Origin of the sequence: Virgibacillus sp. 6R, assembly GCF_001895305.1 — a bacterium.
Classification (GTDB): Bacteria; Bacillota; Bacilli; order Bacillales; family Amphibacillaceae; genus Virgibacillus; species Virgibacillus pantothenticus.
This window is the reverse complement of sequence record NZ_CP017762.1, coordinates 3,315,824-3,335,446: the sequence shown is the minus strand read 5'-3', so window position 1 is coordinate 3,335,446 and position 19,623 is coordinate 3,315,824. Positions and strand designations below refer to the sequence as shown.

The following is a 19,623-nucleotide window of genomic DNA, read 5'->3' as shown; positions in this document are numbered from 1 at the left end:
CTCATTTTTAAAAAATTCCCTCTCTTCACTTTCCTTTGCCAATGTTCAAATATATACTATACATAACTGAAAATATGGGTCATATTGGAAAATGACTTATCCACCGGAGGCTAAAATGTGAAGAAAAAACATTACATTTTTTTACTGCTATTACTAGTAATTTTCTTAGGAGGTTGTCAAATGGCAAGTGAGAAAACAAAGAAACCTTCCGAAATGAACCCCGAAGACCTGCCTGATGTAAGAGCGTTTCAGGATGAGTTTACTCGAGGTTTTTTACAATCGCCAGAAGAAACACGACCTGGTTATTATCCATTTTTGTCTGGAACGGGAAAATATAAAATGGATTTTCCTGCTGGTGGAATGATTGGTGAAAGGGCCTATGCACGCAAAGAAAAGGTTCATGAGGGGTACCCGATTCATCTTAAGAATAACGTGGTTGGAGGAGCGATGATTACAATATTTTATTTTTCTTATGACTCGACAGATGAATTAGATATGAATTTAGAAAGTTTCAGTGCTAGGATTGGGAAAGATATAAATTATAAAAAGATAGCAGGGGACGGTCAATCACTTTATTATGGAAACATTGATCAAAATGAATCCCATACGTACGCAGGATATATACTAAATGAAAAAGCTGATGGAGCGCTTGAAGTTGTTTATCAAATCGATTGTATGCAAGAGCAAAAAGAAAAATGTAATAAAAATAAAGCGAAGAATGAAAAGTATGTTTTGGATTGGATGAAGTCGATTCGCTTTATAGATGAGAATAAGGAAGTGAATGGATCATGAGTAATAGGATTATACATTCTCCTGAACTGCGCTTAAGGTTAACTCAATTAGGATACGATGATAAGTTATTGAAGAAGGAATTTATAGAAAAGGTAAAGAGAATATATTTAGAGGAAACAGGGAATAAGCTAGAAGCAGATATTAAAGTATACACATCAAAAGAAGCAAGAGTTGGCGAACAATCCGGGTATGATGGTATCGCAATTTATTTAGATGCTAAGGAAAATAAAAAAGATGAAGTATACGTTGTTTCACAGGGATCTACCGATATTAAGGATTGGGACTATAATATAAAAGTGATGTTCGTTGGTAAAGAATATAGTCAAGCTAAAGCAACGAATAAATTTGTATTAGCAGCACAACATCATTTTAAGCTCAATAATAATGAAGACTCTACACCTGTTATTGGTTTATCGCATTCGCTAGCTCATAATAATAATACGACTGCTCACTTAATGTATAATACTTTCGATGAAATATATAGTGTAAATGGTGCGCAAACAAATTATTATCAACTTTTCTTTGCTAATGCTAAATTCGCAAATGCTGTGAGAAGTCATTTTTCACTCTCTCTTTCAGAAAATGACTATTTTGCCATCTACGACATAGACCCAAACAAACTTCGTCAATTCGCGGAAAATTACTATAAAGACAAGGCAAAAAATATCCATCAGATCATTTCTAAGGATGATCCACTTTATGCAGCGAGTACTGCACGTGGTTTTTTCACGCTTGGGAATGTTGAGATGGTGGATACAAATCCTGATTATCCAGGGTTACGGTCACTAGTAGAGGATATTCCAGATGAAGTGATGAAGGAATTTCAAGAACTAGCCATTCAGTACACCACTGCTTCTAATCAGGGCGGGGTAAACGCAGCTATGCAAGAGATTTTGGGCGTTAATATGGATGTTGTAAATAAAATCGATGATAATATGCCTAAAACTTATATGACAGATCAAGCTGAAATTGATGAAATGATTCGTCAATTAGATAAAAAAGTGCCAGGTCTACTTAAACGAATAAAAACGATTACAAGTAATTCTAATTTAATTTTTAGTAGATTAGAAGATGCAGGATATATTTCAAATCAGCAAAAACAGCTCATTGTCAAAGAATTCACCAAGATTGAAACGGAATTAGAGGGAATTCAAGAAACGTTGTCTAGATGGGTGGATGTAAGAGATACTGGTAATTTTTTTGTACAAATTGGTGGTGATTTCACAGCAATACTAAAAATAAAGCGACATTTTAACGCGATTAAAGATAGTCTCGAAGTGCTCAATCAAGAAGAGCTACTGACAATTTTAGAAGAATTAAAGGCTAGCCATAGTATTATGGAAGTTTTAAGTAGTTTGTCGGATGGTAAAAAATCTTATTTAGGAACAGATATGGTTTTTACTACGAATCATGGTAATAAAGAAATAAAAGTAAATATTTCAGCCGCTTTGCGTATGTACCAAGAAGGGAAAACAGTTTTAGAAGAAAAGCTATCTAAGATTCGACAGTTTCAGGCAGCAATTGACAGAGAAATTTCCAAATGCTATGACAGAAATAAATACAAAGTTATGCGTAAAATAGATGACATAGAGGCAAACCCTAGTTTATATACTCATTTTCTTAGAAAGCACCTTTATTTTTCACGATTAGATAAAAAAGTAAGGCGTATTCAAGTTCACGAAGTATTTTTTCCGTTAGAACATACGAACTTAGATGAAGAAATATACGAACTAAAGCAAAGTGTAGAAAAAAGCTATACATATATTGAAAATTATCGCAAAGCCATAGAAGATTTGTTTACGGAAGAAAAAGAAGTAGCTACCTTATTTCGTTTAGTAGAGGGAGAATGACATGAAGGATAAGGAGTCAATTACAATAACAGAGAAAATTGTTGCAAGTGAGAACCTCATGCATAAGAAACAAATTCTACGTAAATATACAGAGGAGATATTTAAAATTGATAAGGCTTTTTTCAACCTCATGGATGATATTATTGTCAACGAGGATCAAAAGGGGGAAATTGTTGAAGCAATGAAAGAAGAAACAAAAAAGTTAACTACGTACAACCGTAATTTACTAGACCATATAGATAAACGTGTCAATAAAATCGTGCAAGGGCTGGATGAGCAAGTAGATGAAATAAAAAGCCAACGCATGACCATTACCTATGAAAATACACCATCTGCCTAAATACGTATAATGAAGGCGATTTTATAGACGTGTTTTTGAGCGAGAATAAGACTATTTCTGCGTATGGATGTACTCAAGTTGTAATGGAAAGCTATCTCCTCTATCAATACCATCCCCCCCTTTCCGCTTGCACATATATATAGGGCTTGTCAGCATCTCCCGCTTTACGTACTTGAACAAGCAGTAGGAGAACAGCCCCTAAACGTCCACCTGTTCAACAGCTTTCAAAGCAATAATTAGTGTGGGAATGAATGCACAGCTTAACCGACGATATGCTCGTGTTCAGACTTTGCTTGCACGACTTCGCCGATGAACCACTCGCGTTCTACTTTTGCTTCCGTCTTCACCGATGAACCGCTCGCGTTCTACTTTTGCTTCCGTGACTTCACCGATGAGCCGCTCGCATTTTGCTTTTTTCGTGCATGAATTACCGTTTAACCGTTCGAATTCAAATTTTTCGTTCCCCAACTTAACAGACTTATCATTTCATTTCAGCAAATGTTAAATTCATTCCAGTTGATATGATATAACACATGCTTCTTCAGAATACTATCCTGCTTCAACTTCGGATGGTCAAAATCTTTCACATATTTCATACCTATTTTTCTCCATTTTGTGAAGGGGTGTTCACCTCAGCTGTGAAGCTATAAATATCAGTAAAACTTAATTTTGTAAAGCCATATTGTAAGCAGCCTGCTGCTCCTTCTGTTGCAAAGCCTTTTCCCCAAGCCGCTTTTTTTTAATCGCCAGCCAATTTCGATACACGGTGTAAAATCAGCTTCAAAAGTGGCCCGATGAAACCCGATAAATCCTAAAAATTCATTCGTTTCCTTTTCTTCCACAGCAAAGAGTCCATATCCATTCTCTTTGATCTTATCTACAATCAATGTGTAAAAAGCTTTTGTTTCTTCGGTTGATAATGTTTTAGGAAAATACCGCCTCACATTTTCATCTGCATTTAGTTCAGCAAATGGAACTATATCTGTTTCTTCCCAGTCACGCAATTTTAATCTGGATGTCTCTATATAAATCATCTTACACCTCACCTCTTTGGATATTCCTTGGCTCCTCGCTATTTAATGTTGGTAGTACAGCCAAAAGATAGAATCGTAGTCGGTTTGACATGGAGCCTCGGCGGGCATGATTGACGAGCCAAGACGCCAATATGAAAGGGATATTGGCTCACGCCAAAATGCTATCATGCCCGCCACTCCACGTAAAACCTCCTAAACTACCTTCTGCTCCCATACTAAATAGCGGAGAGGCAATTCCTTTAATCCTTCATAACAAGTTTAATGTAAAGTAGCCTCTTAATCTATCTTAGAAAAACTTGGCTTGCCACCAAGTCTTATGGCGGAAGCCTTTGGTTTTCTTATACTATAAACCAAAAAAATCTTATACTTTCCTATAGTGGAACAAAGGCGCGGGGCGCCCGTTTAGCAACATAGCGAATGGAAGGAATCAACGGAGATAAATGATGACTTATCGTAAGGCGCATTTCTTGAAGTCGCCCAGTTGCTAGGCTCATGCGCCGGACGTGGCTATTCGGTTATTTCCTTTTCCACTAGCACCTCATTTTTTACTTTTGTATGAAAAAAACGTTATTTACCACTATATAACTTATTTATTTTAGATAGTATTTCAAGAATCTAAACATTATAAAACAAAATTTTTCATCATAGATGGTGGCTCGCACTCTAGGCAGCCATGGTGGTTTCTTATCTTCCATAAAAACCAGGGGAAAAGTAAATCACTCTTCCACTGATCTTTCAATTTTCCTACAAATCCACCCTCCAAATCATTTAATCATCTGTCATCGTCTTTTTAAAGCAAATATACATGAACAAAGCAGCAGCCAAAACCCAACCAGCAATGATTGCTAGTGGCATCCAAGAGCTCTTCTCGTGCAATTCAATAGCTTGCATAATTGGAAACGTATCGGTAATTTTCATAACGATCCCATCCTCATCTAGCTGGAGAGAACCAAGTATAGGTGTGAATCCAAACAAAAGCATGACGGGCAACGTATAAGCAGATGTTGCAGAAATAGATTTAGAAAATAAGCCAATGCCAATACCTAAGAATAGAAAGAACACAAACAATAAAATCAACGCGAGAATAGCTTTCCCATTTAAGAATGGGGCAATCCCCACAAAGTATAAAGAAACTGTTAAAGAGATAAAAGTTATGAGTGCGACGACGAGACTTTTACCTACAAGAATGTCTACCATGGAGGCAGGTGACTGAATCAGTCCGCGTAACGTTTTCTTTTCATTTTCTTCAGCCATCATGGTCATCATACAGGTTGACGTAACTGAAGAATACGCTATTCCTACAATCAGATACAAGAAAAAGATTGGAAACTCTTCCCCATTACTCATTTGCTTATATAATAAAGCTAAAATTATCGGGACAAGCGGCATCATCAATAGCATCATATTTTTCATAAAATCTTTTATATCTTTTTCAAAAATAGCGCTTATGCGTTGAATATTCATCATACCAGCTCCTCCCCGGTTACTTTCAAAAAGATTTGCCCTAATGTTGGCTTATCTGTCTGCATGGATTTTACCCGATTATATACAATCAATTCCTTAATTCGATCTGCATTGTCTGGGGTATTTTTAATCACGATCCGCTCTCCTTCATATGTTTCAATATGAAAGGCGTGCGTCGAATGCTTGTAGCGAAGTTCATCTGGATCATCCAATTCCACTATTTCCCCCTCGTGAAGAAAAGCAACACGATGGCATAAGGAATTCGCTTCTTCCATATTATGTGTAGTTAGAAAAATCGTCGTTCCTGCTTCATTCAATTTCCGCAGTCCTCGATGAATATGCGCCATATTTCCAGGATCTAAGGCTGATGTTGGTTCATCCAAAAACACGAGCTTTGGCTTATGAATGAGCGCTTTAGCGAGCAGTACACGCTGCTTCATTCCCTTTGATAACTTCGATACCGTTTTTTTGCGTTCGTCATATAAATTCACCTCACGCAGAATGGCATCTATTTGCTTTAAAGGAGCATGGTATAATTTACAAAATAATTTCAAATTGTCATAAATCGTTAATCGCTCATAAAGGGAACTATTGTCAGATAGTATACCAATTTTAGATTTAAAATCAGCGGTTCCCATTTGTTTCGAATTCATTCCCAGTACCTTTACGCGCCCTGCTGTTTGCCCAAGCTCTCCCGTTAAGATTTTTATCGTCGTTGTTTTCCCCGATCCACTTGGTCCAAGCAAGCCAAATATTTCTCCTTCTTCTACATGAAATCGGACATCTTTCAGTGCCACATGTTGTCCGAACGATTTTTGTATTCCTTCAACTGCTATAATATTTTCCAATTGAAAACCTCCTTCGCTGAACTGCTTCTAGCTTAGCGGATAAAGCTAGCGGATGCAGCAACTGAAGGATGAAATGTACCTTTTGGAGGATGAATTGTACCTACTTTTCTACTATCTAAAATCAATATGGTCGCTACCTTCATTAGCCAAGTTACCTCTCAAGTTGAAAAACATCAACGTTTTAGTTGAATGGTAACATTGCCACTGTGAACTGTACCGCTAATTCGTCCCATAAATCTGTACCAAACACCTTTTGTCATATGTGAACAAAGGCGCAAGCGCTCGTTTAGCAACATAGCTAATGGAACGAATCAACTAAAGATTTAGGAATCATGCCACTAAAAACAGGGGTATGCCGACCGTTTTTAATCGGCCTTCCTCTTTGCGACGAACCGATGAGGCCTTATCGTAGGGTGCATTTCTAAAGTCGCATCGTTGCTGGGCTCATGCGCCGGACGTGACTAGTCGGTTATTTCGTATCTCCAAGCGTCTAATTTTATACTTTTGTATGAAGAAAACGCTATTTACCATTATATAACTTATTTATTTTAGGTAGTATTTCAAGAATCTAAACATTATAAAGCAAAATTCTTCATCATAGATGGTGGCTCGCGCTCTAGGCGAGCCATGGTGGTTTCTTATCTTTTTAGAAAAACTTGGCTTACCGCCTAATCTTTATGGCGGAAGCTGTAACTTTTCTTATACTATAAACCTTAAACCTTTATACTTTCCTATAGCGAAAAATAAACTGTATGTATTGCCTTATTTAATAACCACTATCCATTAGATCGTAAAGCCAAGAAATATTAAACGAATCCTACTTCAAGCTAAATTTGTCCTGAATTTCTTGTATTTTTGTTCGTGACAGCGGAATGGTCGATTGGGATTGATTATCTATTCGGAGAGAATACGTATTTTTTGACCATGTAATAATTTCACGAACCTTTTGCAAATTGACAATGTAAGATCGATGGCAGCGATAAAAACCGTACACTGCTAATTTTTTCTCCATGTCCCCAAGTGTGGAGTCCAAGGCATAAGACTCATCATTTACGACGATCATCGCTTTCCCGTCCTGACTCTCGATGTAATCAATCTCTAAAGGGTCAAACAATATCATTTTATCATCGACTTTTGCCGGGATTTTGAAAAAGCTCGTCGTCATTGTTGTACCAGAGCTATTACTTTCCTCTCCTACACTCGGCTCCCCTTCATCCAGTTCAATTTGCTGCAGACCGTTTTTTTGCAGTTTGTACGCTATATCACCAAGCAACAATGCGTGTTCCATATTAGAAACCAAAATTAACACAGGCACTTGATTTTCCTTTAACTTTTGCAGCATATGGATAAAAGCATCCATTGTTCTAACATCCGCACCATGGACGGGTTCACAAAAAATCATCGGTTGCACACCACTCATGAAATATTTCGCATAATAAACCCGACGAATTTCCGACTCCGAACATGTATGCAAACGCTTTTTAGCACTGTTTTGCAAGGAAAACAATACGAGAATCTCCGCTAAAGGTGTCTTACAATGGAACCATTTATGAAAAAAAGCGATGTTCCCTTCTACCGTAAGCCGTTGATACAAGCCTTCCTGTTGATCAAAAATAGTGTAATTCCCGTTATTTTGCAGGACTTTTATCAGCTCATCCTGCATGTCCATATCACTATAAACCGTAGCCGTATACGCACCTTCAATGGTGAGGGAAAATGGCGGCAATAACTCACTATGTATCATCTTTTCATGAATTGTAAATTGTGTCATATGCAAACCCCTGTTCAAACGAATAATCTTTTTTACAATGTTTAGTATACCATGAAGTCTTTTACAAAAGCTCATTCACAAAAAGGATAATTTCGATGATTCGCATTTTATCATCATGGAAGTGGAGTGCTGGATTTAGGTAAACATATAAGAGCGCATATCTATACGAAGATATGCGCTCTTTGACGCTTACGTAAAGTGCATTGATTCCTTTACATTTTTACATCATCAATTGACATTGTAAACGTTGGACTTGGAGGACGTGATGCGGTATCCTCATATTGTTTATTCGTGAATAAAAATCCACCGATAAGTAAAACTCCACATGCCATTGTCATTACTAAGTTTTTCAAACGATATCCCTCCCCGATTACAACTTGATTAATTGGTCATAACTGCTATTTGCTAATTTATAATATTCAACAGACTCTTTATACTTCCCCATTTCCTCTAGGTAAGTAGCTAACAATTTCGCATAAAATACCAAATTACTATAATCTCCTTGTTGTTTTAAGTAAGGTATAAAGTCATCTGTTAATATCGATTTAAACTTCTTTAAATCGCCATAGAGTAAACACGTATATACTTGAATCATGTAATTGTGATATCCGTTGTAAAAGTCATCGTATTTGCATTTAGCTAATTCTAATATCTCCTTAGCTTGATGCAAATACGCTTTTGCTTTTTCATAATCACCAATCGTGTGAAGTTCCTGAACTAAATGAGTAAGTGCATCTAATTTAGTTTTATCTGCTAAATCTTTCGTTTCTATAGCTAATGAATAATGTTTAATCGCTTCTTCTGAAATTCCCATCATGGAATAAAGGTACCCCAAATTATAATGCGTTAGATAAACGATATTTTCATTTTTATTTAATTTTCCTAAGTGCAATGCCAGATTATAGTTTTTTATTGCCGTATCTAGATCTTTTACCCTTTGATACGATATACCTAATAAAATATGACATTGCGCACAGTAAATAAAATCATAATTCCGCTGAAATACCGCCATTGCACGATTCGCATAATCTACAGCCGCTAAATCTTCACGTAGATAATTATGGGTTATCGATAGTGCATAATGTAAATTAGCTATTTCCTTATCATCGATATTGGCTAAACGAATTACTTCTTCTGCCAATTTATAATTCCGCAACGCTTCTTGATGAACTTCTTTATGTGTATAATAGTTTCCTTTAAATTTATACCAGTAATAACTTTCTTCATAGTTAAAAGAATCAACCATATCATGCAGTTTATTCATTTTATGTAAAGCTTTCCCCAAATCACGTAAGACGATATAGTAACGGATTGTATGTATTTCAAACATAATTGTATGTTTATTAATCTTATGCTCCATTAGCTGTTGTAATTCTTCATACTTCTCTGTCATTACCTTCTTATCATACTTATCAAACAACATATCATACCATTCTTTGCACTTCTCCTCAATCTCTCTATCTGTATCTTCCGAAATTTCAATTCCTAATCTATTACAGAGTAACTGGAGGATTTCTGGGCTTGCATTAGTCTTTTGATTCTCTATTTTTGATAGATAGGACAAGGAAACGATGCCCTCCGATAATTCTTCTTGTGTCATTTTGCATTTCAATCGGTGCAATTTAATAAGTGAGCCGATATCCACTAAATTCACCCGCTATTCTAAAATTAATATGCTTATCTAGTTATATTATAACATTAATTCAGAAAAATCATATTGATAAAATAATCTGATTTTTACGTGTTTTTTGAGCTGAATTTAGCTTTATAACTTACTAATTTTCATCAAACAGGAGAATATGCTAATTTTTTAACCTATGTTACTAAATTAGGTAGTAATAAGATCTAAACAGAGCATCGAAAAACTCCCTAGTATCAGGAAGCCACTGAAAAAGTCCTTATTTAAAAAACACCAAATCAATTCCAAAAATTACGTGATATATTAGTATATTTTGGCGATTTTATGTCTATTTAATCCCCAAGCCCCATTAATTGCGGGGGTAGGGGTAAATAGGATAGTACAAGAAAAACTACAGCTTTCACCAAGTTTCTATGGAAAAAGCTGTAGTTTTTTCTAAACTTACGAGCTCCCTTTATTTCATTATCGGGAAGGGAGGAATAAAGTAAAGATAAAGTTCTCAAGCAGTGGAGGTTTTCATTCATCCCCCACTGATTGTTAGTAGTCCAAGGGTATGATCTAAGGACCTCTGAACAAATCTGGTATATAGGTGCTTAGCCTTGTTGCAGTACAGTTAACTCCTGAAGTAGGAGGCTTACAGCACGTTATATTCGGAGTAAAAAGATCTTTTTCTACACACTAACGACATTAAATTTGATATTTTTATGTCTAAATCCCCGCTATCATTCCATGAACCTTGGATACTTCTTCCTCTGGGACCATATAGTAATAAACGCCCTCAATCTTGGTGCCACTTCCTTGCATCATATAGCTATTGACATTTTTCCGCACATCCGTATATCCGAATAGTAATTCTTTCATATCATCAAAATCCATGTTCGTTGCCATATTATCACCAAGTACGTCAATCACGCCATTAATTTTGTTGACAGAGCCAACTCTAGCGCCTTTATCAATAATCCCTTCGATAACTTTACGCTGACGTTCGGTACGACCAAAATCTCCAGCAGGATCTTGCTTACGCATACGGACAAAGTGCATCATTTTATCACCGTCTAATTCTACTGGACCTTTCATAAATTGATATTGACCGTCATCCCATTCTACTTCGTTATCGACTTGAATAGTGCCCAGCTGATCGACAAGTTCCTCTAAACCTTCCATATTCATACGCACATAATAGTCTAGGTCGATATTGAGGAAGTTCTCTACCGTAGCAACAGACATATCAGCACCGCCATAGGCATAGGCATGATTAATTTTATCCTGTATCCCTTTTCCAACAATCGTCGTCCGTGTATCACGAGGAATGCTGACCAGTTGCATGGTATCTTCTTTTGGATTTAAAGATAGCACTACTAATGCATCAGAACGTCCACGATCGCCATCTCGTTCGTCGATACCAAGAAGTAAGATATTTAATGACTCTGTCGCCTTTACTTTCTTCTTAGCTACTTTTGTATCAATCGTATCTATAGGCTCATTTATTTTGTCATTTACAGTTGACTTTGCGTTGTTATATATGGAAAATGCGTAACCACCAGCGCCTAGTATAAGTACTAAAATGATGGCAAGTGGAATTTTCAGCCAAAGCTTACGTGATTTTTTTCTTTCCCTTCGTTTCATCGGTTTCACCTGTACTTTCTTTTCTTGTATTTTCAGTCATTCGACAATTTGATATGCTTGGATATTTCTACTTTAAAAGTATACCATATTAAGTCAAACACAAATGACCTAATGGCAGCTTGAAAGCTGTCATTAGGTCTAATCTGTCATCATGCGAGTCGATGATTAATCTCTGCTAAACAAGTCTCTTGTATATACTTTGTCAGCTATATCTCGAACATTGTCATCCAGTCGATTAGCAACAATGACATCTGCTTCTGCTTTGAATGCTTCAAGGTCATTGACGACACGAGAGTTATAAAATGTTTCTTCTTGTAATGCTGGTTCATAGACAATCACTTCAATGCCTTTGGCTTTAATGCGCTTCATGACACCTTGAATAGCAGATTGGCGGAAATTGTCTGAATCTGTCTTCATGGTCAAACGGTAAATCCCAACCACTTTCGGTTTACGCTCCAGAACCATATTAGCAACGTGATCTTTTCTTGTCCGATTTGCTTCCACAATTGCTTGGATAATATTGTTCGGCACATTTTCATAGTTTGCCAATAATTGTTTCGTATCTTTCGGCAAGCAGTAACCACCATAACCGAATGATGGGTTATTATAATGCCCACCAATACGAGGGTCTAGCGATACCCCTTCAATAATTTGCTTGGAATCCAAACCACGAACCTCTGCATAGGAATCTAGCTCATTAAAGAACGACACACGCATAGCTAAATATGTATTGGCAAATAGTTTAATTGCTTCTGCTTCTGTTGAACTCGTAAATAAAACAGGAATATCCTCTTTCTCTGCACCCTGAACTAATAAATCAGCAAATACTTTTGCACGCTCTGACTGCTCCCCGACAATTATGCGAGATGGATTCAAGTTATCATATAAAGCTTTGCCTTCACGTAAAAATTCTGGAGAAAAGATAATATTACTTGTAGCAAATTTAATGCTAATCTCTTTCGTATAACCAACTGGTACAGTAGACTTAATAATCATTACGGCATTAGGATTTGTATCTAATACATTGCGAATAACGGATTCAACGGTTGATGTATCAAAATAGTTCTTATCGGGATCATAGTTGGTCGGCGTGGAAATAACCACATAATCAGCATCTTTATACGCTTCTTCTATATCAGTTGTAGCACGTAAATTCATTTTCTTATTTTTAAGGAAACTATCAATCTCTGCATCCACAATAGGAGATTGTTTACTATTGATCATATCTACTTTCTCCTGCAGAATATCAAGTGCCACCACTTCATTATGCTGTGCTAAAAGTACGGCATTTGCTAAGCCAACATACCCTGTTCCTGCAACTGCGATTTTCATATGTAGTTCCTCCAACTATTATAATTAATTTATTATTTCATACTGAGTGATCAAATAGACTAGCGATTTTGGAACTGGGAAATTCTTTCATCAATTATTTTTCCTTCATTAATAATTAATGAATCCTTTAAAGTACCATTTTCAACAATATTGGATTCAATTAGGGTGTCTATATATTTTACTAATTCATCCCCTATTGTTTTTGTCACGGAGCTACTTACTAATGCAGGAGTATGGTCAACAACATAATGTAAAACGTTTTCGACACTATAAACAGGATCTTCAATCGTAGTAGGTATACTAGTCTCGATCCCGCCAGCTTTATCACAACTAATATCAATGATCATAGATGGCTTTTTCATCCTCATCAAATCTTCTTTATATATTATATGGTCATCTCTAGTAACATCCCATAAAACTCCATTAACAATGACATCAAAATACTCAATTTCGCTTCTCAGCAACTTTTCCATTTTTTTATCATAAACAACTATTTCAGCGCCTAATGATGATAATATCTTATAAGCACCTCTAGCTATATTCCCTTTCCCAATTAAGGCAACTTTACAATCATATGGTAATTTACCAAATAAGGTAAATGCATGCATAACGGCTGCTTCTCCAGCTAATTCATTATTTCTCCAAAAGACGTGTCTCCCCTCAATAAACATATCTTCCCATGCAAAAGCAGTTAACCTGTTTTCTATAAGTACATCTGTAATATCTTTATTTTGAACAGCATGTACCCAACCAAAAATAGTTTGGCCAGGAGTTAAGTCTTTAAGATATTCAGCATCTCCAATTTTAGGATCGCATATTATATCTTTCTTTAACACTTCTTCCCTTGAGGCAATGTTCACACCTTCTTTAATATAATCTTTATCATTGTAGCCAAGCACTTCGCCATAACCCTCTTCAAAAAATAAACTACCTTTGTTCTTAATAAATTTGATTTGCTGTGGTAGTAAGGCTCTTCTTTTTTCATTTTCCTTTTTACTTACTACAAATCCCATAGTTTTCATTTTTTTACCTCCCAATTTTATTTCGTATTGTTAAAAGTTATATAGTAAAAATTTCTTTAAACCTTAATTTACTAGTCTTTAGATGCAAATTTTGCTACTCTGAAAGGGTGTGTGGTAAGGTTGCATACTTACACCAGATATCCAAGGTAGGAAGTGACAAATTCACCCGTATTTATTTGCTCGCTTATATCAAGTTTCAAGAGAAAGTTGCTCTTAGTAAACCTGCTGATAAAGAGCAGTTCGATGAAACGATCCCCCTATTGTTCAAGCTTCAAGTTGATGAAATGCCAATTATTGAAACGCTTTTAAAAACTAAGTTATTACCTTTTCTTCTAGAATATCAAGTAACACATCAGAAAGAAAAAACAGTGTGGTTGTCGTTCTTAATAAATATATATGCCTCATGTGCTCTGCACCTTCAGTATATCTTTACGCTAATAACGGTGATAAAGGGTCAATACCAAAATGTATTTCGTTCTTATTCAGTAAATAAAATTGTTTTCTCAAGGTAACGAACAAAAAGCGTAACATAATAAACTGGCAAAAACACATGGTAGGTCACGATATTTATAAATTAATTCCATTAATATTTACTTTTATATCTGTACTATTTAACATTTTAAACGCTGGTTTAATGTTAGTTTGGTAGCTTTAAGAGGTCACCTAGAACTCTATCTGTTTCAGGCAACCTACCTGTATCTAAGCCCGCAGACGGCGTAAATGTTAATTCTCCAAATATTACTTTACCGTTATCTAAATAGAAATCTGCTCTTACAAAAGGAAATGGCTGGGATAGTTTTTCAGCGTATACCAACATTTGATCTATACCATTTGGTTTAATTATTTTTACATCTGGGTTTTCGAGGGCGTCTTTAGTGTATGGCATTATATTCCAAAATTTATCAAAATAATAGAATTTAGGTTTTCCTTCTTCTCTACCTACACACAACATTATAAATTCTGGGACTCCATTAAAACAATAAATTTTAAAATCCTCAGGTAGCTCCCCAGTATGAGTTTCAATGTACCTTTCACAAATTATTTTCTTGGGTATATATTTATAATTAATCTCCGCACGTAATTTCCAAAAATCTTCCTTTAACCAATTCTTTATTTGTTTTTCAGTTTTTTTTATGTCCAATTGTTTTTTATCTTTACATATTATGTTATATCCACAACCGTGATTAACTTTCAAAGCAAATTTATTCGGTAGTTTTTCCCAATCAATCTCGTTGATATTATCCCATACACCAATTAAATCATTTAAAATGTCACCACATTCCAATGATTCAACATATTTCCTTACTTGATATTTGTCAGCACATTGGGTAACTAAATGGTTATTATTGTAAGTATTTAATTTTAACCATTGAATTTTTTCATTCAATGTTTTTGGATTATCAAGATTCAATTTCTTTCCAAAATACTTTTTATATAAAACTTTTGTTGAAAATTTTGGGGAAATTATAGAAAGAAAACTATGAATAAATCTGATTGTTTTCCTATAAATTAATAGTACTAAATTACTTCGTTTAATATAACTTTTCAATTTAACAACATCCTTTTAAATCAAATATTACTTATGTTTTTTACTTATCCTTATAGTTATCATAACTAGAACTATATTTAATATTGCCCCGGTAACTCCAAATAATGCAACTGAAATTATATCACTTGAAAAAAACAAGTATCCAACTACCAGAGCAACTATTCTCATAATTAACATAAAGATTGTATAAAATAACTGAAATCTCTGAGCGTGCAAGACTGGTAGAGCTTTTATACTAGGTTTATTTATAAAAGCAAATAGACTCCATAATGCTATCCACCTTGCATATTCACCAGCTGTATCCCAACCACTTCCAAAGACAAAACTAAACAATACTGGTCCAAATAATATAATTAATCCAAATGGCACGAGCCCTATTAACCCCAAGGATATTGTTGCTTTTTTTATAAGTATAGTTATGTTTTCTCCGTTCTTTTCTGCCTCAGCAATCCGGGGATAAAAAACATCTCCTACAGCATTACCAATTAAAAGAGAGGGCAAAGATAGGACTGTTCTTCCTATTGAATAAAAACCAGCCGCAGCAGTTCCAAAAAGTCCTGTTAGCATAAGAATAGGTAACCCGTTTGATATTGCATTTAAGAATACCTCTGGCGCTCGATATGCGGGAAAATCGTAATACTCTTTAGCAAGGTCTTTTATACTTTTTCTATTTTGCTCTTTAGAATAAACTTTTTTATAAGTGGATTTTTTTATGTAAAATATCATCATGGCAGCTTTTAAGCCATTTGCTAAAGCTGTAAACATAACTAACACCCATGAAAAAGGATAGATTAGCCCCAAACCAGCTTTACTACTATTAATTATTACAGACTGCCAGAATGTAACACGAGCATTTATATTAAATTGTTTTGTTCTAATTAACCATTGCTCAGATACTTGCATTATTCCCCCAAAAATAATTACTAATGGAATTAAGTAAAGAAAAGACGAAATTTCTTTTAAATTAAATAGTGTTATAATATGTTGTTTGAATATAGTTATTACAAAAAAGGAAAGAATTGATATACCACTTGTAATAATTAGTGATAAACGTATTATACCTTTTGCATCCAAGTCATTTCTTGGTAAGACAATTGCAATTGGATATGTTAAAGCGGCAACTGGGGCTATAATGTTAACCATTGAAATAAACGTACCCATAATTCCATATGCTTCAGGACCGTAAAGCCTTGTAATAATCGGAGAGAGTGCCATAGCAACAGCCTGAGCACCAGCAGCACCACTAGCCATTATTAAAACACTTCTTACAAACTCTGAACTAAAGATATTTTTAATTTTTTTTTTCATATACTACTCCTTCAAAATGGGGTGAATAAAAACTATTGGGAACTATTCCTCAATTTTCTATTTGGAAATACATAGCTCCTTTTCTTCATTAAACTGATTCATTATTTAGTTTCTTATCACTTTTTCACATACGTTGCCTACTGTCGCACAGAGAAATAACCTCTTGCTCACAAATGCTATCCTTAGTACCTCTTTTTCAACTCTGGAAATTGATTATGAAGTAATCTAGAGGAGACCTCCCTTTTGAGTTTTGCATGATTTTACTTGTCAAGACTGGATGGACATAGTAGTAAATGAATATGATCTTTTCCAACATTTCCTTGTAAGATTGTTATTCCTCTTATTTCACAACCACTGTCTTATTGGTTCCCTTGTTCTTAATGTTATTTCTCCACATAATATCCGTCCACACTTTTCAACTTATATCTTAGTATGGACAGCTAAAAATAAGGCTAATAGTGGATACCGTCTAGAGCAGTGGGTTTAATCACATACTTGGAAATAAAATAATTTTAAGGAGAATCACGTTATCATATTATAATAAATTCAAGTCTTTTTAGGTACCATTTCGAATTGTGCTTCCCTACTTTCTATTTTATCATGAAGGGAAGTAGTTTTTTCAATTCCGTAATAGTACGATACAACAATATTTAAGCGAGAAATCAACACAAATAAGATTGATAGCATAAGATATTCTGTAGACTGGAAAGGTTCCGCAATCCACATTAGAAAATATGCACCACATGTACCTAATAATACACGCTTTACAGAGGTGTTTTCTTGTTTAGCGAGATTCCTTCCGAAAACTATTAAACCTAGTATCAAGAATGATATTGATATTAATCCGCCTCTAAACATGGTGTCTAAATAATAATTATGAGAACCATACCGATTTCCAATATGTTTCCATATTATATCCTCGCTTTGGTAACCGTACCCCCAAATGGGAGTACTCTTAATGCTATCAATTGCATTAAGCCATAATACATCTCTATTTGAAAAAGTTACATCCTTCCCAAATATTTCTACAATATTAACTATAAAACTATTTTCAGACCTAAACACCACTAGTACTAAAAATATTATTAATGAAAATACAAGTGAGTTATGATAACTTAAAACAAATTTTTTATTACCAGAATTCTTATATAATATAATGAAGGTAAATATTATTAAGCCAAATACTGCAGTTACAGACCAACTTTTTATTACTGTTATCCATACTAGTATTAATAATAACCAACTTCTTTTTCTTAATTTTTTAAAACTAATTAGGTCATATAAGAACGCAAAGCAAAGTCCTGGCAATAATAATTTTATAGCACTATTAGTATTTCCAAAAATATACTGAGGAGACGCAATATTATCCGTTATCGAAGGTATCCCGTTTGGAAATAAAAACATTGCAATTAAATTAGTCAACACATATATGTATAAAAGAAAGTAAATAGCAAAAAGAAAATAAGAAAAGTCTTTTTTACTTATAAGAGAATAATTAAGTAATAAGCCAAAGCCGATTGCAAAAGCCATAAACGATAAAAAATCCGTACTTATTGAATCATTTAAAAAAGTAGATATGGATGTAAAAGTATAAAAAAGTAGTATGAAACACATACCACCATTTATGTAAATACTTGGTAATTTCCTCAGATGGAGCAAGACAATTAAAATTAGAGACATAGCGAATAATGCTTGATTAACATATGGCATTAAACCCATCGTTGAGAAAAAATATGGTTTAAAAAAAGGGTAAATGATGATTATATATAATATCTTCTTAACACTTAAATTAATATTCCTCATTAAAACACTCCACTGTTTTATCAAAGTTAGATTGATTATAACTGACTTAAGATATTGTTAAGAGAACATATCTCTCTAAACATATATAAATTAAAATAGTTTATCAATTAATTCAATATATTTCTTATTCTGTTTACTCCTAGCATATTTTTTTATATTCACATTATGAGTTAATGTTTCTATATCTTCTTCCTTAATTCTAGTAATGGCCTCTATAACCTCATCTTCTCTGTAGCACGAAAAACCATTTTCAAATTGTTTAACTAATAAATCCAATTGAGAATTCTTTTTTCCGAAATATATTAGTGGCTTATTAATAAATACATAGTCATAAAATTTAGTCCCCATTGCGCTTTTTCTAATGTCGATAATAACACATATATCTGTTCTTTTAAGTAATTCAATTCCTTCTGTATATTTAAGAAATCCAGTATTTATATAATTATTTAAATTAAATCCACTTGCTTCTATAGCTTTTTTCGTTTCTTTTTCCGGTAAACCTATATGAAGTACTAATAAGTTAGGGTATTTGTCATTAAGATACTTCATAGATTTAAAAAAATTTATACCATATTCAACTGAATAATAAGAGAGCTTACCGAAAATAGATATTACAAACCTGTCCTGGTAAGGAAAATCTATTACTGTATTTGCCTTATTTAATTTTTCATCATCGTAACCATTTTCGATAACTTCAATTTTTTTTATGTTATAAGCTTTTTTCAATATGTTTTTCCATTGCTTCGTAACGGTAATAACTAAATCAGCTTGCTTTATATTTCTTCTCTCAATTGGATAATAAATCATCTTCTTTACTAAATTTAAAGGCTTTAAGAAATCCAATTTATTCCTAACATCAAATAGCCATAAATCTCTATAATCTATAATGCATTTAGTATTGTATTCTTTTTTAGAAATTTCACATAAGGGAATAGTATAATAGGGTCCAGCTGTGATAAACACAATATCAAACTTTTCATTATCCATAATGCGTCTAAAAATTTCTTTATAACGTTTACTGGCCTCAAAATACCTCACAGATTGATCTACTTCGACCGTATATGTTCTTAAGTTGATTAATTCTTTATCGCTATTCGATAATTGATTTATTTGTTCATAATATTTATTTCTTAAAATCACAACTTCATTCCCTCGATGCAGTAAAGCGTGAACCAAACTAGATATTCTTACAATGGCTACTGTAGCACTCGGGGGGAAAAACGGTGCAACAATAAGTATCTTCAT

General features: G+C 34.3%; 15 protein-coding genes and 1 pseudogene. 3 read left to right on the top strand and 13 right to left on the bottom strand.

Annotated elements, in window-relative coordinates:
* Window positions 1-180 precede the first annotated feature (180 nt).
* The 3 genes from BKP57_RS15205 to BKP57_RS15195 are packed head-to-tail and all read left to right on the top strand — an operon-like array spanning window position 181 to window position 2,982.
* Window positions 181-792: a hypothetical protein gene (locus tag BKP57_RS15205; RefSeq protein ID WP_072741884.1), complete on the top strand. Its 612-nt coding sequence runs from the start codon at window positions 181-183 to the stop codon at window positions 790-792.
* Window positions 789-2,642: a DUF6792 domain-containing protein gene (locus BKP57_RS15200; RefSeq protein ID WP_072741883.1), complete on the top strand. Its 1,854-nt coding sequence runs from the start codon at window positions 789-791 to the stop codon at window positions 2,640-2,642. Before BKP57_RS15205 ends, BKP57_RS15200 begins: the two co-directional genes overlap by 4 nt.
* 1 nt (window position 2,643) lies before the next feature.
* Window positions 2,644-2,982: a hypothetical protein gene (locus tag BKP57_RS15195; protein WP_072741882.1), complete on the top strand. Its 339-nt coding sequence runs from the start codon at window positions 2,644-2,646 to the stop codon at window positions 2,980-2,982.
* 491 nt (window positions 2,983-3,473) lie between these two features.
* Here BKP57_RS15195 and BKP57_RS15190 read toward each other — a convergent pair.
* The 13 genes and pseudogenes from BKP57_RS15190 to BKP57_RS15130 form a co-directional block, all read right to left on the bottom strand.
* A pseudogene (locus BKP57_RS15190) lies at window positions 3,474-4,016 on the bottom strand (GNAT family N-acetyltransferase).
* A 768-nt stretch (window positions 4,017-4,784) separates the two neighbouring features.
* A complete protein-coding gene (locus BKP57_RS15185; RefSeq protein WP_232231185.1) occupies window positions 4,785-5,483 on the bottom strand; it encodes an ABC transporter permease in 699 nt (232 codons plus the stop codon).
* A complete protein-coding gene (locus tag BKP57_RS15180) occupies window positions 5,480-6,328 on the bottom strand; it encodes an ABC transporter ATP-binding protein (RefSeq protein ID WP_072741881.1) in 849 nt (282 codons plus the stop codon). The genes BKP57_RS15185 and BKP57_RS15180 overlap by 4 nt, the downstream gene beginning before the upstream one ends.
* Window positions 6,329-7,145: 817 nt before the next feature.
* Window positions 7,146-8,099: a response regulator transcription factor gene (locus BKP57_RS15175; protein WP_050351271.1), complete on the bottom strand. Its 954-nt coding sequence runs from the start codon at window positions 8,097-8,099 to the stop codon at window positions 7,146-7,148.
* Window positions 8,100-8,311: 212 nt separating this feature from the next.
* A complete protein-coding gene (locus BKP57_RS22220) occupies window positions 8,312-8,452 on the bottom strand; it encodes a hypothetical protein (protein WP_156875350.1) in 141 nt (46 codons plus the stop codon).
* 17 nt (window positions 8,453-8,469) lie between these two features.
* Window positions 8,470-9,753 carry a helix-turn-helix domain-containing protein gene (locus BKP57_RS15170; RefSeq protein WP_156875349.1) on the bottom strand — a complete coding sequence of 428 codons (1,284 nt, stop codon included), beginning with the start codon at window positions 9,751-9,753 and terminating at the stop codon, window positions 8,470-8,472.
* 693 nt (window positions 9,754-10,446) lie between these two features.
* Window positions 10,447-11,364: an LCP family glycopolymer transferase gene (locus BKP57_RS15165; RefSeq protein ID WP_072741880.1), complete on the bottom strand. Its 918-nt coding sequence runs from the start codon at window positions 11,362-11,364 to the stop codon at window positions 10,447-10,449.
* 165 nt (window positions 11,365-11,529) lie between these two features.
* The gene (locus BKP57_RS15160; protein ID WP_050351274.1) at window positions 11,530-12,696 is read right to left on the bottom strand and encodes a nucleotide sugar dehydrogenase; all 1,167 of its coding nucleotides are present in this window, start codon (window positions 12,694-12,696) and stop codon (window positions 11,530-11,532) included.
* 59 nt (window positions 12,697-12,755) lie between these two features.
* Window positions 12,756-13,718 (bottom strand): N(5)-(carboxyethyl)ornithine synthase, encoded by a 963-nt coding sequence (locus BKP57_RS15155; RefSeq protein WP_072741879.1) that lies wholly within the window; start codon window positions 13,716-13,718, stop codon window positions 12,756-12,758.
* A gap of 637 nt (window positions 13,719-14,355) precedes the next feature.
* The gene (locus BKP57_RS15145; RefSeq protein ID WP_198034998.1) at window positions 14,356-15,267 is read right to left on the bottom strand and encodes an ATP-grasp fold amidoligase family protein; all 912 of its coding nucleotides are present in this window, start codon (window positions 15,265-15,267) and stop codon (window positions 14,356-14,358) included.
* A gap of 27 nt (window positions 15,268-15,294) precedes the next feature.
* Entirely contained in the window at window positions 15,295-16,575 is a 1,281-nt protein-coding gene (locus BKP57_RS15140; RefSeq protein WP_072741877.1) for a lipopolysaccharide biosynthesis protein, read from the bottom strand.
* Window positions 16,576-17,121: 546 nt separating this feature from the next.
* The gene (locus BKP57_RS15135; RefSeq protein ID WP_072741876.1) at window positions 17,122-18,378 is read right to left on the bottom strand and encodes an O-antigen ligase family protein; all 1,257 of its coding nucleotides are present in this window, start codon (window positions 18,376-18,378) and stop codon (window positions 17,122-17,124) included.
* Between the two features lie 90 nt (window positions 18,379-18,468).
* Window positions 18,469-19,623: a glycosyltransferase gene (locus BKP57_RS15130; RefSeq protein ID WP_072741875.1), complete on the bottom strand. Its 1,155-nt coding sequence runs from the start codon at window positions 19,621-19,623 to the stop codon at window positions 18,469-18,471.

Coding starts and splice junctions, on each gene's coding strand:
- BKP57_RS15155 (WP_072741879.1), bottom strand. CDS start 13,718: ATGAAAACTATGGGATTTGTAGTAAGTAAAAAGGAAAATGAAAAAAGA.
- BKP57_RS15185 (WP_232231185.1), bottom strand. CDS start 5,483: ATGATGAATATTCAACGCATAAGCGCTATTTTTGAAAAAGATATAAAA.
- BKP57_RS15205 (WP_072741884.1), top strand. CDS start 181: ATGGCAAGTGAGAAAACAAAGAAACCTTCCGAAATGAACCCCGAAGAC.
- BKP57_RS15160 (WP_050351274.1), bottom strand. CDS start 12,696: ATGAAAATCGCAGTTGCAGGAACAGGGTATGTTGGCTTAGCAAATGCC.
- BKP57_RS15200 (WP_072741883.1), top strand. CDS start 789: ATGAGTAATAGGATTATACATTCTCCTGAACTGCGCTTAAGGTTAACT.
- BKP57_RS15130 (WP_072741875.1), bottom strand. CDS start 19,623: ATGAAGATACTTATTGTTGCACCGTTTTTCCCCCCGAGTGCTACAGTA.
- BKP57_RS15165 (WP_072741880.1), bottom strand. CDS start 11,364: ATGAAACGAAGGGAAAGAAAAAAATCACGTAAGCTTTGGCTGAAAATT.
- BKP57_RS15195 (WP_072741882.1), top strand. CDS start 2,644: ATGAAGGATAAGGAGTCAATTACAATAACAGAGAAAATTGTTGCAAGT.
- BKP57_RS15135 (WP_072741876.1), bottom strand. CDS start 18,378: ATGAGGAATATTAATTTAAGTGTTAAGAAGATATTATATATAATCATC.
- BKP57_RS15140 (WP_072741877.1), bottom strand. CDS start 16,575: ATGAAAAAAAAAATTAAAAATATCTTTAGTTCAGAGTTTGTAAGAAGT.
- BKP57_RS15175 (WP_050351271.1), bottom strand. CDS start 8,099: ATGACACAATTTACAATTCATGAAAAGATGATACATAGTGAGTTATTG.